The organism is Pseudomonas fluorescens, from assembly GCF_001708445.1.
Taxonomy (GTDB): Bacteria; Pseudomonadota; Gammaproteobacteria; order Pseudomonadales; family Pseudomonadaceae; genus Aquipseudomonas; species Aquipseudomonas gorinensis.
In genome coordinates this window covers 5,309,899-5,326,877 of record NZ_CP015637.1, presented here as the reverse complement: position 1 = coordinate 5,326,877, position 16,979 = coordinate 5,309,899, and the positions used below count along the sequence as shown (strand labels likewise).

At 61.7% G+C, this 16,979-nt stretch carries 12 protein-coding genes; 11 read left to right on the top strand and 1 reads right to left on the bottom strand.

The window, feature by feature from the left end; translation table 11 throughout:
• Positions 1-39 precede the first annotated feature (39 nt).
• Both A7317_RS23675 and A7317_RS23670 read left to right on the top strand, forming a co-directional pair.
• Entirely contained in the window at positions 40-1,383 is a 1,344-nt protein-coding gene (locus tag A7317_RS23675) for a sensor histidine kinase (protein WP_024077122.1), read from the top strand.
• Between the two features lie 40 nt (positions 1,384-1,423).
• Entirely contained in the window at positions 1,424-2,773 is a 1,350-nt protein-coding gene (locus tag A7317_RS23670) for a CoA transferase (RefSeq protein WP_069076935.1), read from the top strand.
• Between the two features lie 187 nt (positions 2,774-2,960).
• Here A7317_RS23670 and arcD (A7317_RS23665) read toward each other — a convergent pair whose 3' ends face one another.
• Entirely contained in the window at positions 2,961-4,388 is a 1,428-nt protein-coding gene (arcD, locus tag A7317_RS23665) for an arginine-ornithine antiporter (RefSeq protein WP_069076934.1), read from the bottom strand.
• Between the two features lie 446 nt (positions 4,389-4,834).
• Here arcD (A7317_RS23665) and arcD (A7317_RS23660) point away from each other — a divergent pair, with 446 nt between their 5' ends.
• The 9 genes from arcD (A7317_RS23660) to A7317_RS23620 all read left to right on the top strand — a co-directional run bounded on the left by arcD (A7317_RS23660) (position 4,835) and on the right by A7317_RS23620 (position 16,955).
• Positions 4,835-6,262, top strand: coding sequence for an arginine-ornithine antiporter (gene arcD, locus A7317_RS23660; RefSeq protein ID WP_024077125.1), 1,428 nt, complete (start codon positions 4,835-4,837; stop codon positions 6,260-6,262).
• 24 nt (positions 6,263-6,286) lie between these two features.
• Positions 6,287-7,543, top strand: coding sequence for an arginine deiminase (gene arcA / locus A7317_RS23655; protein WP_024077126.1), 1,257 nt, complete (start codon positions 6,287-6,289; stop codon positions 7,541-7,543).
• Between the two features lie 69 nt (positions 7,544-7,612).
• Positions 7,613-8,623, top strand: a complete 1,011-nt coding sequence (locus A7317_RS23650; protein WP_024077127.1) for an ornithine carbamoyltransferase — start codon at positions 7,613-7,615, stop codon at positions 8,621-8,623.
• A gap of 148 nt (positions 8,624-8,771) precedes the next feature.
• Positions 8,772-9,701: a carbamate kinase gene (gene arcC, locus A7317_RS23645; RefSeq protein WP_069076933.1), complete on the top strand. Its 930-nt coding sequence runs from the start codon at positions 8,772-8,774 to the stop codon at positions 9,699-9,701.
• An 18-nt stretch (positions 9,702-9,719) separates the two neighbouring features.
• On the top strand, positions 9,720-10,082 hold the full coding sequence (locus A7317_RS23640) for a DUF5064 family protein (RefSeq protein ID WP_024077129.1): 363 nt from the start codon (positions 9,720-9,722) through the stop codon (positions 10,080-10,082).
• Between the two features lie 189 nt (positions 10,083-10,271).
• Entirely contained in the window at positions 10,272-11,780 is a 1,509-nt protein-coding gene (locus A7317_RS23635) for a sigma-54-dependent transcriptional regulator (protein WP_024077130.1), read from the top strand.
• 413 nt (positions 11,781-12,193) lie between these two features.
• Positions 12,194-12,577, top strand: a complete 384-nt coding sequence (gcvH, locus tag A7317_RS23630) for a glycine cleavage system protein GcvH (protein ID WP_024077131.1) — start codon at positions 12,194-12,196, stop codon at positions 12,575-12,577.
• 10 nt (positions 12,578-12,587) lie between these two features.
• Positions 12,588-15,437 (top strand): aminomethyl-transferring glycine dehydrogenase, encoded by a 2,850-nt coding sequence (gcvP, locus tag A7317_RS23625; protein ID WP_069076932.1) that lies wholly within the window; start codon positions 12,588-12,590, stop codon positions 15,435-15,437.
• Between the two features lie 141 nt (positions 15,438-15,578).
• Entirely contained in the window at positions 15,579-16,955 is a 1,377-nt protein-coding gene (locus A7317_RS23620) for an L-serine ammonia-lyase (RefSeq protein WP_024077133.1), read from the top strand.
• Positions 16,956-16,979: the final 24 nt, after the last annotated feature.

Below are 16,979 nucleotides of genomic sequence, written 5' to 3'. Positions count from 1 at the left end.
GGCTCACGCCACTGGGCTTTTCCTGTTTGAGGGTTTCCTGTGCGTTCATTGTTCTGGCGCATCCTGGCCAGTTTCTGGCTGGCCATCGCCTTGGTTGCCGGGCTGTCGATCCTGCTTGGGCATATGCTCAACCAGGACGCCTGGATTCTCAGCCGCCATCCCGGCCTCAATAACCTGGCCGAAGAGTGGACCCAACTCTACGAAACCCAGGGCGAGGACGCCGCCCAAGACCTGCTGCAACAGCGCAAGCGCCAGTACCACATCGACGTGCAAGTGCTCAACGAAAGCGGCGAGCCCGTGGTGCGCGGCACCTTCCCGCGACGCGCCGCCGCCTTCGAGGCCCGGCAGAACGACAGCAAGGACGGCCACCTGCCCTGGCGGCGCCTGACCGCCGAGTACACCAGCGAAAAAACCGGTGACACCTACCTGCTGATCTACCGCATCCCCCACCCGGAGTTGGATGCCTGGCACCGTAACAGCCTGTTGTGGCCGTTGAGCGCACTGGCGATCGCGCTGGTGGTGCTCACGCTCTTCAGCCTGTTGGTGACACTGTCCATTACCCGCCCCTTAAGCCGCCTGCGCGGTGCGGTGCATGACCTCGGCCAGGCCACCTACCAGCAAAACAGCCTGGCGCAACTGGCCAACCGCCGCGATGAATTCGGCGTGCTCGCCACCGACTTCAACCGCATGGGCGCACGCCTGCAAAGCTTGATCGGCAGCCAGCGCCAATTGCTGCGCGACGTGTCTCACGAACTGCGCTCGCCCCTGGCCCGCTTGCGGATCGCCCTGGCGCTGGCTGAACGTGCCAGCCCTGAGGAACGGGAAAAGCTCTGGCCGCGCCTGACGCGTGAATGCGACCGCCTGGAAGCGCTGATCAGTGAGATTCTGGTGCTGGCCCGGGTCGATGCCGACAACGCCAGCGCCGAGGAGGTCGACCTTATCCCGCTGCTCAAGACCCTGCAAAAAGACGCCCAGCTCAGCGCACCGGACCAGGTGGTGCAACTGACGGCCGACGCCGACCTGCATCTCAAAGGCTGGCCGACCATGATCGAACGCGCGGTGGATAACCTGCTGCGCAATGCCCAGCGCTTCAACCCACAGGGACTGCCCATCGAGTTGCAGGCCCAACACCAGGGCGAACGCATTCTGATCAGCGTGCGTGACCATGGCCCTGGCGTCGACGCCGAGCACCTGAGCCAGTTGGGCGAACCGTTCTACCGCGCGCCCGGCCAGACTGCGCAGGGCCATGGCCTGGGCCTGGCCATTGCCCGTCGCGCCGCTGAACGCCACGGCGGCAGCCTGATCCTGGCCAATCACCCCGACGGTGGTTTTATCGCCAGCATTGACCTGCCGCTGGAACCGGGAGTTGTCACACCGATGTGAGGATCTTCTATAGTGGCCCTTCTCTTACGGAGGGCCTTTGATGACTGACCTGCTGACTCCCATCCAAGCCGCACTCGATCTGCCGCAAACCCCGCTGCCCCTGACCGAGGCCGGCGCCCTGCCCTCGACCTTCGCCGTGACCGACCTGGCCAGCGCCAGCATCGGTGCCGCCGGCCAGGCCGTCGCCCAACTGATCCAGCAACAGACCGGGCGCCTGCCCAGTGTGAGCGTGGACCGACGCCTGGCCTCCTTCTGGTTCTCTTCCTCGATTCGCCCAGTGGGCTGGCAAGTGCCGCCACTGTGGGACCCGGTGGCCGGCGACTATGCCAGCGCCGATGGCTGGATTCGCTTGCACACCAACGCGCCCCATCACCGTGCCGCCGCCGAACGCATACTGGGCAAGGTCGCTGACCGCACCGAAATGGCGAGCAAGGTCGCCGCGTGGAACGCCGCCGAACTGGAACAGGCGATTGTCGAGGCTGGCGGTTGTGCGGCGCAGATGCGCACCCGTCAAGCCTGGCAAACCCATCCGCAGGGGATGGCGGTGAATGCCGAGCAGTTGGTGCAGCGCCAGACCTTCGCAAGCCCCCATGCCAACCCCTGGCTCGGCTCGGTAGCGCGCCCGCTTGGCGGGATCAAGGTGCTGGACCTGACCCGCGTCCTCGCGGGCCCCGTGGCCAGTCGTTTTCTCGCGGGCCTGGGCGCCGATGTGCTGCGCATCGACTCCCCCACATGGAACGAACCCGGCGTGGTGCCGGAAATGACCCTGGGTAAACGCTGTACACGCCTCGACCTGAAAAGCCTCGAAGGCCGGCAGGTGTTCGAAAACCTGCTCAAACAAGCCGACATCCTGATCCACGGCTACCGTGCCGATGCCTTGGAGCAACTGGGTTACACCGCTGTTGAGCTGCAAACCATCGCGCCCGGCCTGATCGATGTGAGCCTCAACGCCTACGGCTGGAGCGGCCCATGGCGCAATCGTCGCGGTTTCGACAGCCTGGTCCAGATGAGCAGCGGCATTGCCGAGGCGGGCATGGCCTGGAAACAGGCGGATAAACCAGTGCCGCTGCCGTTGCAGGCGCTGGACCATGCCACCGGGTATTTGATGGCGGCCAGTGCGATCCAGGCATTGCGCGAGCGCTTGAGCACGGGCCATGGCGGTTCGGCGCGGTTATCGTTGGCGCGGACAGCGAAGTTGCTGGTCGATGCGGGACAGGTGCCAGAGCAGCCGGCGTTGCGAGCCGAAGAACCGGACGATCAGGGTCAGGTGGTGGAACAAACAGCCTGGGGTCAGGCCCACCGTTTGCTGGCGCCACTGAGCATCAGCGGCACGCCGTTGCAGTGGGATTTGCCGGCTGGGGAACTGGGTTCACACCGGCCTCGGTGGTGACTTGAAGATCGCCATCGGGCAAGCCCCCTCCCACGTTCGAGCCTCAGTCAACCTGTGGGAGGGGGCTTGCCCCCGATGAGGCCAGCACAGCCACTATCAATCCCCCGACCCAGCGATGTCCGCAAATACCACGCCGATAGAAAACCCACCATGGCCGCCCTGTCATCGGGCGGCTGATACGCCAGCCTCACAACGACAACACCCCGCTATACAGCCCATACGCCGCCAACCCCGCACCGGCGATCACGCAGCCGAAAATGCCTTTTTCCACATGGCTGAACAAGGGCTGGCCCTGCTCGCGCTTGGCCAGCGCGAACAGAATCACCCCAGGGGCATACAGCAACGCCGAGAGCAGCAGGTATTTCAAGCCTCCGGCGTAGAGCAGCCACACGGCATAGCCCAAAGCGATCAAGCCAATCAGCAGGTCCTTGATGCGATGGTGCGGGGCGCCTTCATAGGTTTCGCCGCGCCCGCTCAGTAGCACCGCGTAGGCCGCCGACCACAGGTACGGCACCAGGATCATCGACGAGGCCAGGTAAATCAGGGTGGTGTAGGTGCTGTGGGAAAACAACGTAATCACCAAGAACAGCTGGATCATCACATTGGTCAGCCACAGCGCATTGACCGGCACCTGGTTGGCGTTTTCCTTTTTCAGGAAGGCCGGCATGGTCTTGTCATGGGCAGTGGCGTAGAGGATTTCCGCACAGAGCAACGCCCACGACAGCAACGCGCCCACCAGCGATACCGCCATGCCGATGCTGATCAGCAATGCGCCCCAGGGGCCGACAATATGCTCCAGCACGCCGGCCAGGGATGGGTTCTGCAATTGCGCCAGTTCCGGCTGGCTCATGATGCCCAGGGACAGCAGGTTCACCAGCACCAGCAGCGCCAGCACGCCAAGAAACCCGATCACGGTCGCGCGGCCCACGTCCGAGCGTTTCTCCGCCCGCGCCGAATACACGCTGGCGCCTTCGATACCGATAAACACGAACACCGTCACCAGCATCATGTTGCGCACCTGGTCCACCACGCTGCCGAATTGCGGATTGCCCAGGCCCCAGATATCACGGGTGAAAATATCCGCCTTGAATGCCACGGCAGCGATCACGATAAACAGCAGCAGCGGCACGATCTTCGCCACGGTGGTGATCTGGTTGATGAACGCTGCCTCCTTGATCCCACGCAGTACCAGGAAATGCACAGCCCATAGCAGCACCGACGCGCAACCGATGGCCACCGGCGTGTTGCCCTCTCCGAACACCGGAAAAAAGTAACCGAGGGTGCTGAACAGCAACACGAAGTAGCCGACGTTGCCCATCCACGCACTGATCCAGTACCCCCAGGCGGACGAGAACCCCATATAGTCGCCGAAACCGGCCTTGGCATAGGCATACACCCCGGAATCCAATCCCGGTTTGCGATTGGCCAGGGTCTGGAACACGAACGCCAGGGTCAACATGCCCACGGCGGTGATGCCCCAGCCGATCAATATCGCGCCCACTTCGGCGCGGGCGGCCATGTTCTGTGGCAGGGAGAAGATCCCGCCCCCCACCATCGACCCCACCACCAGGGCAATCAGGGCACCCAGCCGAAGTTTTTGGACCGGTTGAGACATGCAGACTCCTGAATCAATAACGTTTGAGCTGACAACCGTGCACTCAACTAATTAACTCAGCGAGTGTAGCGTTTATTAAAGACCGCGATAAAACTGCCACGCTCATAACTCAAGGGCATGACAGTTTTCATAGTTTAGGCTTATTTAGAATTTAAATACGACGAATACTTTGTCGCCTCCAAGCTACTTATCGTCGCCTTTTGGAAAAGTTTGCACATTCAGAAAAAAGGACTAGCTTCAAACGTCCACGCATTGCACTAAAAGATTGACCACACCGCACAGATCGCTCTGGAAAGCGCCTTTGCGAAGAAAAGTGCTGCCCGCGGCTTTTCAGCCTAAGTCATTAATTCACAATGGAATGTGCCAATGATGTGATCTGAGTCAGCTGTTTGATTAGCGCACGGAATTATTCTGTGGTCTCTCTTCTCCTGCATTGGAGTTATGCAATGTCTGAATCTGCCGGAAAACTTCGACTCGGTGCACTGGTTGCACTTGTCGTGGGTTCAATGATTGGCGGCGGGATCTTCTCCCTGCCGCAAAACATGGCGGCCAGTGCCGATGTTGGCGCTGTCCTGATTGGTTGGGTCATCACGGCCGTGGGTATGTTGACCCTCGCCTTCGTGTTTCAGACGTTGGCCAACCGCAAACCCGACCTCGACGGCGGGGTATATGCCTACGCCAAGGCCGGGTTTGGCGACTACATGGGGTTCTCGTCCGCCTGGGGGTACTGGATCAGCGCCTGGCTGGGTAACGTCGGCTATTTCGTGCTGCTGTTCAGCACCCTCGGTTACTTCTTCCCGATCTTTGGCGAGGGCAACACCCCGGCCGCGGTGATCGGCGCCTCGGTCCTGCTCTGGGCCGTGCATTTCCTGGTACTGCGCGGGATCAAGGAGGCGGCGTTCGTCAACCTGGTGACCACCGTCGCCAAGATCGTGCCGCTGGTGCTGTTCGTGTTGATCGCCGTGTTCGCGTTCAAGCTGGACATCTTCACCGCTGACATCTGGGGCCTGAAAAACCCGGACCTGGGCAGCGTGATGAACCAGGTGCGCAACATGATGCTGGTCACCGTGTGGGTGTTCATCGGCATCGAAGGCGCGAGCATCTTCTCGGCGCGTGCCGAAAAACGTTCGGATGTGGGCAAGGCCACCGTGATCGGCTTTATCACCGTGCTGCTGTTCCTGATGCTGGTGAACGTGCTGTCCCTCGGGATCATGACCCAACCGGAACTGGCCAAGTTGCAGAACCCATCGATGGCTGCCGTGCTGGAGCATGTCGTGGGCCACTGGGGCGCCGTGTTGATCAGTGTCGGCCTGGTTATCTCGCTGCTCGGTGCGTTGCTGTCGTGGGTGCTGCTGTGTGCGGAGATCATGTTCGCCGCCGCCAAGGACCACACCATGCCGGAGTTTTTGCGCCGCGAAAACGCCAACCATGTGCCGGCCAACGCCCTGTGGCTGACCAACGCGCTGGTCCAGTTATTCCTGGTGATCACGCTGTTTTCCGCCAGCACCTACCTGTCGCTGATCTACCTCGCCACCTCGATGATCCTGGTGCCTTACCTGTGGTCCGCTGCCTATGCGCTGCTGCTGGCGGTACGTGGCGAGACTTACGAAAACGCCGCGGGCGAACGCAGGAAAGACCTGGTCATCGGCGCGATCGCGCTGATCTATGCGGTCTGGCTGCTGTATGCCGGCGGCACCAAATACCTGCTGCTCTCCGCCCTGCTCTATGCCCCTGGCGCGATCCTGTTCGCCAAGGCCAAGCATGAACTGGGCAAACCGATTTTCACCAACGTCGAGAAGCTGATTTTCGTCGCAGTGGTCATTGGCGCCCTGGTGGCCGCCTATGGGCTCTACGCCGGCTTCCTGACTATGTAATTGTTGCTCACTGGAGGATCTGTAATGACCACGGAAAAAGTGAAGTACGGCGTACATTCCGAAGCCGGCAAACTGCGTAAAGTCATGGTGTGCTCCCCAGGTTTGGCCCACCAGCGGCTGACCCCCAACAACTGTGATGAATTGCTGTTCGATGACGTGTTGTGGGTGGCCCAGGCCAAGCGCGACCATTTCGATTTCGTCACCAAGATGCGCGAGCGGGACATTGATGTGCTGGAAATGCACAACCTGCTGACCGATATCGTTGCCAACCCCGAAGCCCTGGACTGGATCCTGGAGCGCAAGATCACCTCCAACACCGTCGGTCTGGGCCTGGTCGATGAAGTCGGTTCCTGGCTGCGTAGCCTGGAGCCACGCAAGATCGCCGAGTTCCTGATTGGTGGCGTGTCGGCCGATGACCTGCCGAGCAGCTTCGGTGGCAAAACCATCGAGATGTTCCGCGACTTCCTCGGCCACGCCAGCTTCATTCTGCCGCCGCTGCCCAACACCCAGTTCACCCGCGACACCACTTGCTGGATCTACGGCGGCGTGACGCTCAACCCGATGTACTGGCCGGCGCGACGTCAGGAAACCCTGCTGGCCAGCGCCATCTACAAATTCCACCCCGAGTTCACCAACGCCGACTTCCAAATCTGGTATGGCGACCCCGACCAGGAACACGGTGCCGCCACGCTGGAAGGTGGCGACGTCATGCCGATTGGCAATGGCGTGGTGTTGATCGGCATGGGCGAGCGCTCATCCCACCAGGCCATCGGCCAGTTGGCGCGCAACCTGTTCAAGAACAAAGCCGTGGAACGGGTGATCGTTGCCGGCCTGCCAAAATCCCGCGCGGCGATGCACTTGGACACCGTGTTCAGTTTCTGCGACCGCGACCTGGTCACCATCTTCCCCGAAGTGGTCAGCCAGATCGTGCCCTTCACCCTGCGCCCTGACGAGAGCAAGCCACACGGCATCGATATTCAACGGGAGAAAACCAACTTCCTCGAAACCGTGGCCGCAGCGCTCAACCTCAAGGCCCTGCGGGTCGTCGAAACCGGCGGCAACAGCTTCGCTGCCGAACGCGAGCAGTGGGACGACGGCAACAACGTGGTCGCCGTGGAGCCGGGCGTGGTCATCGGCTACGACCGCAATACCTACACCAACACCCTGCTGCGCAAGGCCGGCGTGGAAGTCATCACCATCAGCGCCGGTGAACTCGGCCGGGGCCGGGGCGGCGGCCACTGCATGACCTGCCCGATCATCCGCGACCCTATCGACTACTAACTTTCAAACCTTGGCCGCCGCTCATAAGGCGTCGGCCCAGGGGATAACCTGAACAGAAGGAGATCCACCATGGCTTTCAATATGCGCAACCGCAGCCTGCTGTCGCTGATGCACCACACCACCCGCGAACTGCATTACCTGCTGGACCTGTCCCGCGACCTCAAGCGCGCCAAATACACCGGCACCGAGCGTCCACACCTGCAAGGCAAGAACATCGCGCTGATCTTTGAAAAAACCTCGACCCGTACCCGCTGCGCGTTCGAAGTGGCAGCCCACGACCAGGGCGCTCACGTCACCTATATCGACCCGGTGTCGTCGCAGATCGGCCACAAAGAAAGCATGAAAGACACCGCCCGCGTGCTCGGCCGCATGTTCGATGCCATTGAATACCGTGGCTTCGAGCAGGAAATCGTCGAAGAGCTGGCCAAGTTTGCCGGCGTGCCGGTGTTCAACGGCCTGACCGCTGAATTCCACCCGACCCAGATGATTGCCGACACCCTGACCATGCGCGAACACAGCGACAAGCCGCTGCATGACATCAGCTACGCCTACCTGGGTGACGCACGCTACAACATGGGCAATTCGCTGCTGATGATCGGCGCCAAGCTGGGCATGGACGTGCGCATCGGCGCGCCAAAAGCCCTGTGGCCCCATGAAGATTTCATCAAGCAGTGCCAGGCCTTTGCCGAAGAAAGCGGCGCGCGTATCACCATCACCGAAGACCCAAAAGAAGCGGTCAAAGGCGTGGACTTTATCCACACCGATATCTGGGTCTCCATGGGTGAGCCGGTGGAAGCGTGGGACGAACGTATCGAGCAACTGCTGCCGTACCAGGTCAACACCAAGATGATGAAAGCCTCGGGCAACCCGCGCGTGAAGTTCATGCACTGCCTGCCGGCGTTCCATAACAGCGAGACCAAGGTCGGCAAGGACATCGCCGCGCGTTATCCGAACCTGGCCAATGGTGTGGAAGTGACTGAAGAAGTGTTCGAGTCGCCGGCCAACATTGCCTTTGAGCAGGCGGAAAACCGCATGCACACCATCAAGGCGATCCTGGTGTCGGCACTCGCGGATATCTAAACCCTGCTGCGATCCCACTGTAGGAGCGAGCTTGCTCGCGAAAAATTCAAGGGCACCGCGTTCATTCAGGATGGGCGCGTTATCGTTGACCTCCTTCGCGAGCAAGCTCGCTCCTACAAAGGATTACGAGCTCTAGAAGGATTGCATTATGCGCATCGTCGTAGCCCTGGGCGGCAACGCCCTCCTGCGCCGTGGTGAACCCATGACCGCAGACAACCAACGCGCCAATATCCGCATTGCCACCGAACAGATCGCCAAGATCCGCCCCGGCAACGAGCTGGTCATCGCCCACGGCAATGGCCCGCAGGTCGGCCTGCTGTCGTTGCAGGCTGCGGCCTACACCAGCGTATCGCCCTACCCGCTGGACGTGCTCGGTGCGGAAACCGAAGGCATGATCGGCTACATCATCGAACAGGAACTGGGCAACCTGCTGGACTTCGAAGTGCCCTTCGCCACCCTGCTCACCCAGGTCGAAGTAGACGCCAACGACCCGGCCTTCCAGCACCCCAGCAAGCCCATAGGCCCGGTGTACTCCAAGGCCGAAGCCGAGCAACTGGCCGCTGAAAAAGGCTGGGCGATCGCCCCGGATGGCGATAAATACCGCCGCGTCGTGGCCAGCCCGCGGCCGAAACGCATCTTTGAAATTCGCCCGATCCAATGGCTGCTGGAAAAGGGCAGCATCGTGATCTGCGCCGGCGGCGGCGGTATTCCAACGATGTATGGCGAAGACGGCAAGCTCAAGGGTATTGAAGCGGTCATCGACAAAGACCTGTGCTCATCGCTGCTGGCATCGCAACTGGAAGCCGATTTGCTGGTGATCGCCACCGACGTCAACGCGGCGTATATCGACTTTGGCAAACCGACCCAGAAGGCTATCGGCCAGGCCCACCCGGATGAAATGGAAAGACTCGGTTTCGCCGCCGGCTCCATGGGGCCCAAGGTGCAAGCAGCCTGCGAGTTCGCCCGCCAGACTGGCAAAACCGCAGTGATCGGTTCACTCTCCGACATCGAAGCCATCGTCCAGGGCAGTGCCGGCACACGCATCAGCACGGCAACACCTGGCATCACCTATCTGTGAAGTAGAGGAGATACGCCTATGGCCACCTTTGAACCCGGTCACTTGCACGTTGAACGTCACGCGCTGAATACCCAGGACTACAGCTACAACCTGTGTATTGACTACGAAATCAGCCAGGACCCAAAGGAAGGCAAGGGCATGCTGTTCAAGCTGCACGGCTCGGTGCAGGGCAAGGACCTCAAGGAAGAGTTCTTCCTGCCCAAGGACCAGGCCTTCGACTTTGCGCGGCATGCGATGAACATTGCGCAGAAATACGGCATGCCGAAGATCGCCGTGTTGAATGGATCGATGCACAAACAGTACGACCAGATGTTCGAGGATGTACGGCATCAACTGGATGTGAAATCCGGCGACCCGATCAAGCCTGAACACTTGGAATAACCCGGTTGCACTGACACAACACTGCTCAAAATGTGGGAGGGGGCTTGCTCCCGATGGCGGTGGATCAGCTGACTGACACACCGCCATCGGGAGCATGTTGAATCGTCGCACGCCCCCTCCCATATTTTGATCTCCATCCGCGCCAAGGCATACTTGCCGCCTCTCGCTCCCCAGAATTGTTAGCGCCCCATGCGTATCCACGTCAGCTTCATCGACCGCGTCGGCATCACCCAGGAAGTCCTGGCCTTGCTCGGTGGGCGCAATCTCAACCTGGATGCCGTGGAAATGGTGCCGCCCAACGTCTACATCGACGCGCCGACCCTGAGTGCCGAAGTCCTTGAAGAGTTGCGCGATGCGCTGTTCAGCGTGCACGGCGTCCAGTCGGTCACCGTGGTCGACATCCTCCCCGGCCAACGTCGCCACCTGCAACTCGACGCCCTGCTGGCGGCCATGACCGACCCGGTACTGGCCCTGGACAGCGCCGGCACGATCCTGCTGGCCAACCCGGCGTTGATCGCCCTGTACGGCCGCGAGCCGGCCGGGGAAAGCATTGCCGAGCTGTTCAATGACCCCGCGTTGCTGGACACCTTGCTGGAACAGGGCTTTCGTTTGCCGTTGCGCGAAATCAACGTCAACGGCCAGACCCTGTTGCTGGATGCCACCCCGATCACCGATGCCGGCGCCCTGCTCACGCTCTATCAGCCCAACCGCATCGGCGAGCAATTGTCTGCGCTGCACCACGACCATGCCGAAGGCTTCGATGCACTGCTGGGCGAGTCCCCGGTGATCCGCACCCTCAAGGCGCGCGCGCAGCGGGTGGCCGCACTGGATGCACCGCTGTTGATCCAGGGCGAAACCGGTACCGGCAAGGAACTGGTGGCCCGTGCCTGCCATGCCATCAGTGCGCGGTACAGCGCACCGTTCCTGGCGCTGAACTGCGCGGCGCTGCCGGAGAACCTCGCCGAAAGCGAACTGTTCGGCTATGCCCCCGGTGCGTTTACCGGCGCCCAGCGCGGTGGCAAGCCGGGGCTGATGGAGCTGGCCAACCAGGGCACGGTGTTCCTGGATGAGATCGGTGAGATGTCGCCGTACCTGCAGGCCAAGTTGCTGCGCTTTCTCAACGACGGCAGCTTTCGCCGGGTCGGCGGTGATCGCGAAGTGAAGGTCAATGTGCGCATCCTCAGCGCGACCCACCGCGACCTGGAAAAGATGGTCAGCGAGGGGACTTTTCGCGAAGACCTGTTCTATCGGCTCAACGTGCTCAACGTCGAAGTGCCGCCCCTGCGCGAGCGCGGCCAGGACATCCTGCTGCTGGCGCGCTACTTCATGCAGCAGGCCTGTGCCCAGATCCAGCGACCGGTGTGCCGCCTGGCGCCCGGCACGTATCCGGCGCTGCTCGGCAACCGCTGGCCGGGCAATGTGCGGCAGTTGCAGAACGTGATCTTCCGCGCAGCTGCCATCTGCGAAAGCAGCCTGGTGGACATTGGTGACCTGGATATCGCCGGCACCTCGGTCGCCCGCCAAAGCGATGGCGAGGTCGACAGCCTGGAACAAGCTATGGACGATTTCGAGCGCAACCTGCTGGAGAAGCTCTACACCAGCTACCCCTCGACCCGTCAACTGGCGAGCCGCCTGCAAACCTCCCACACCGCTATCGCCCATCGCCTGCGCAAGTACGGCATCCCGAACAAGCCCTGAGATGGGCTCTGCCCACTGCAGGCGCAAGCTTGCTGGCGAAAACCCCAAGGGTGCGGCGTTCATCCAGGCTGCTTGCGTCATCGTTGACGATCGTCGCGAGCAAGCTCGCGCCTACAGGGCCGCGTTTCAAAAAAGGGTCTGAGAACGACATCCACTGTACTGAAAGCGCTACAGTGGAACGATATCGCTACAACCCTGTTTTTTACGCGCCATGCAAGGCTTTGATCCACATAGGCTTTTTTTAGACGGCCGGACTGTAGCGAAATCGCTACAGGCAAAACGCATAACGTCATAACCCATTTTATTAACTTATTGATTTTTAAAGATTTAATAACGTTGGCCGCAATATTGCTAAGCAACTCCCCATTATTCCAATCCCGTCCACCAGACGAATCTGGCCCCGAGGAGTTTCCATGAGCGAGTTGCGTTTCACTGAAGATCACGAATGGCTGCGCGCCGAAGCTGACGGCAGCGTCACCGTGGGTATCACCGCTTTCGCGCAGGACGCGCTGGGTGATGTGGTTTTCGTGCAACTGCCAGAGTTGCAGGCCTACGCCAAGGGCGCCGAAGCGTCCACCGTTGAGTCGGTCAAGGCCGCCAGCGGCGTGTACATGCCATTGGACGGTGAAGTGCTGGAAGTGAACGACAAGCTCGACGGCAGCCCGGAACTGGTCAACGAAGACCCGATGGGCGAAGGCTGGTTCTTCCGCTTTAAACCGGCCGATGCCGAGGCTATCGCTAAACTGTTGGATCAGGACGCGTACGACCGTCTGATCAAAGCCAACGCCGAAGCCTGAGGAGCGCGCCATGAGTATCAACCTGAGCACCGCCAACGAATTCATCGCCCGCCATATCGGCCCGCGCCAGGACGATGAGCAGCAGATGCTCGCCAGCCTGGGTTTTGACTCCCTGGAAGCCTTGAGCGCCAGCGTGATCCCGGAAAGCATCAAGGGCACCAGCGTGCTTGGCCTGGAAGACGGCCTGAGCGAAGCCGAGGCACTGGCCAGGATCAAGGCGATCGCAGGCAAGAACCAACTGTTCAAGACCTATATCGGCCAGGGCTACTACAACTGCCATACGCCGTCGCCGATCCTGCGCAACCTCCTGGAAAACCCGGCCTGGTACACCGCCTACACCCCGTACCAGCCAGAAATCTCCCAAGGCCGCCTGGAAGCGCTGCTGAACTTCCAGACCCTGATCAGCGACCTCACCGGCCTGCCGATCGCCAACGCCTCCTTGCTCGACGAAGCCACCGCGGCCGCCGAAGCGATGACCTTCTGCAAGCGCCTGAGCAAGAACAAAGGCAGCAATGCCTTCTTTGCCTCGATCCACAGCCACCCGCAAACCCTCGATGTGCTGCGCACCCGTGCCGAGCCATTGGGCATCGATGTGGTGGTGGGCGATGAGCGCGAACTGACCGACGTCAGCCCGTTCTTCGGGGCACTGCTGCAATACCCGGCCAGCAACGGTGACGTGTTCGACTACCGTGAACTGGCTGAACGCTTCCATGCCGCCCATGCGCTGGTGGCGGTAGCCGCCGACCTGCTGGCCCTGACCCTGCTGACCCCACCGGGTGAGTTCGGCGCCGACGTGGCCATTGGCAGCGCGCAACGCTTCGGCGTGCCGCTGGGCTTCGGTGGCCCGCACGCGGCGTACTTCTCCACCAGGGATGCGTTCAAGCGCGATATGCCGGGGCGTCTGGTCGGTGTATCGGTCGACCGCTTCGGCAAGCCGGCCCTGCGCCTGGCCATGCAGACCCGCGAGCAACATATCCGCCGCGAGAAAGCCACCAGCAACATCTGCACTGCCCAAGTGCTGCTGGCCAACATCGCCAGCATGTACGCCGTGTACCACGGCCCTAAAGGCCTGACCCAGATCGCCCAGCGCATTCACCACCTGACCGCGATCCTGGCCAAGGGCTTGACCACCTTGGGCCTTCAGGTTGAACAAGCCACCTTCTTCGACACGCTGACACTGGCCACCGGCACTCACACCGCCGCGCTGCACGACAAAGCCCGCGCCCAACGCATCAACCTGCGGGTCGTGGACGCTGCGCGACTGGGCCTGTCGCTGGATGAAACCACCACCCAGGCCGATATCGAGACCCTGTGGAGCGTATTGGCCGACGGTAAAGCCCTGCCGGACTTCGCCGCCCTGGCGGCCAGCGTCGACAGCACCCTGCCCGCCGCGCTGCTGCGCCAGTCGCCGATCCTCAGCCACCCGGTATTCAACCGTTATCACTCGGAAACCGAGCTGATGCGCTACCTGCGCAAGCTGGCCGACAAGGACCTGGCACTGGACCGCACCATGATCCCGCTGGGTTCATGCACCATGAAGCTCAACGCCGCCAGCGAAATGATCCCGGTGACCTGGGCTGAATTCGGTGCCCTGCACCCCTTCGCCCCAGCCGAGCAAAGCGCCGGCTACCTGCAATTGACCTCTGACCTGGAAGCCATGCTCTGCGCGGCCACCGGTTACGACGCGATCTCCCTGCAACCGAACGCCGGTTCCCAGGGTGAGTACGCCGGTCTGTTGGCCATTCGCGCCTATCACCAGAGCCGTGGCGAAGCCCGTCGCGACATCTGCCTGATCCCATCGTCGGCACACGGCACCAACCCGGCCACCGCCAACATGGCCGGTATGCGCGTGGTCGTCACCGCCTGCGATGCCCGGGGCAACGTGGATATCGAAGACCTGCGTGCCAAGGCCATCGAGCACCGCGAACACCTCGCCGCGCTGATGATCACCTACCCGTCCACCCACGGTGTGTTCGAGGAAGGCATCCGCGAAATCTGCGGGATCATCCACGACAACGGCGGCCAGGTGTACATCGACGGCGCGAACATGAACGCCATGGTCGGCCTGTGCGCACCGGGCAAGTTTGGTGGCGACGTGTCCCACCTGAACCTGCACAAGACCTTCTGCATCCCCCACGGCGGTGGCGGCCCGGGCGTCGGCCCGATTGGCGTCAAATCGCACCTCACGCCATTCCTGCCGGGCCACGCGGCCATGGCGCGCAAGGAAGGCGCGGTGTGCGCAGCGCCTTTTGGCAGCGCAAGCATCCTGCCGATTACCTGGATGTACATCAGCATGATGGGCGGTGCGGGCCTCAAGCGTGCGTCGCAACTGGCGATCCTGAATGCCAACTACATCTCCCGTCGCCTGGAAGAGCACTACCCCGTGCTGTACACCGGCAGCAACGGCCTGGTAGCGCATGAATGCATCCTGGACTTGCGCCCGCTCAAAGACAGCAGCGGCATCAGCGTGGATGACGTGGCCAAGCGCCTGATCGACTTCGGTTTCCATGCACCGACCATGTCGTTCCCGGTCGCCGGCACCTTGATGATCGAGCCCACCGAAAGTGAATCCAAGGAAGAACTGGACCGCTTCTGCGACGCGATGATCGCCATCCGCGAAGAAATCCGAGCGGTGGAAAACGGCACCCTGGACAAGGACGACAACCCACTGAAAAACGCCCCGCACACCGCGGCGGAACTGGTGGGCGAATGGAGCCACCCATACAGCCGTGAACAGGCGGTGTACCCGGTAGCTTCGTTGATCGAAGGCAAATACTGGCCACCGGTTGGCCGGGTCGACAACGTGTTTGGCGATCGCAACCTCGTATGCGCGTGCCCTTCGATCGAGAGCTACGCGTAATCAAATGTGGGAGGGGGCTTGCCCCCGATGGCAGAGTGTCAGTCACCAGAACTTTCTACTGACCCACCGCTATCGGGGGCAAGCCCCCTCCCACATTGACCGAGTACACCCAATACATAACAAGAAACCGGAGAACAACTCATGTCGTTAAGCGTGTTCGACCTGTTCAAGATTGGCATCGGCCCCTCCAGCTCCCACACCGTCGGCCCTATGCGCGCGGCCGCTCGATTCGTCGAGGGCCTCAAGCGGGACAACCTGCTGAGCGCCACCGCCGGCATCAAGGTGGAACTCTACGGCTCCCTCGGCGCCACCGGTAAAGGCCACGGCAGCGACAAGGCCGTGCTGCTGGGCCTGGAAGGCGAACACCCGGACACCGTGAACACCGAAACCGTGGCCGCACGCCTGGCGCAGATGCGCAGCGACGGTCGCTTGAACCTGCTCGGCGAACACAGCATTGCGTTCAACGAGAAAGAACACCTGGCAATGATTCGCAAACCCCTGGCCTACCACCCCAACGGCATGATCTTTAGGGCCTTTGACGCCGCGGGTATCCAGATTCGCAGCCGCGAGTACTACTCGGTCGGCGGCGGGTTCGTGGTGGATGAAGACGCCGCCGGCGCCGACCGGATCGTCGAAGACACCACCCCCCTGACCTTCCCCTTCAAGCACGCCAAGGACTTGCTTGGCCATTGCGCCACCTACGGACTGTCCATCAGCCAGGTGATGCTGACCAACGAAAGTGCCTGGCGCCCTGAAGCAGAAACCCGCGCCGGCTTGCTGAAGATCTGGCAAGTGATGCAGGACTGTGTGAGCGCCGGTTGTCGCAACGAAGGCATCTTGCCGGGCGGCTTGAAGGTCAAGCGCCGCGCCGCTGCCCTGCATCGCCAACTGTGCAAGAACCCCGAATCGGCCCTGCGCGACCCGCTGTCGGTACTCGACTGGGTCAACCTGTACGCCCTGGCGGTCAACGAAGAAAACGCCAACGGCGGCCGCGTGGTCACGGCGCCCACCAATGGTGCTGCCGGGATCGTGCCGGCAGTGCTGCATTACTACATGCGCTTTATCCCGGGCGCGAATGAAGACGGCGTGGTGCGCTTCCTGCTCACCGCCGCCGCCATCGGCATTTTGTACAAGGAAAACGCGTCGATCTCCGGGGCCGAAGTTGGCTGCCAGGGCGAAGTCGGCGTGGCGTGCTCCATGGCGGCCGGCGCACTGTGCGAAGTGTTGGGCGGCAGCGTTTCCCAAGTGGAAAACGCCGCCGAGATCGGCATGGAACACAACCTCGGCCTGACCTGCGACCCGATTGGCGGCCTGGTACAGGTACCGTGTATCGAGCGCAATGCCATGGGTTCGGTCAAGGCGATCAATGCCGTGCGCATGGCCCTGCGCGGCGATGGGCAGCACTTTGTGTCCCTCGACAAGGTCATCCGCACCATGCGCCAGACCGGCGCCGACATGAAAAGCAAATACAAGGAAACCGCCCGTGGCGGTTTGGCGGTCAACATTATCGAGTGCTGACGCCCAACTGCGCGCCAGTACGTT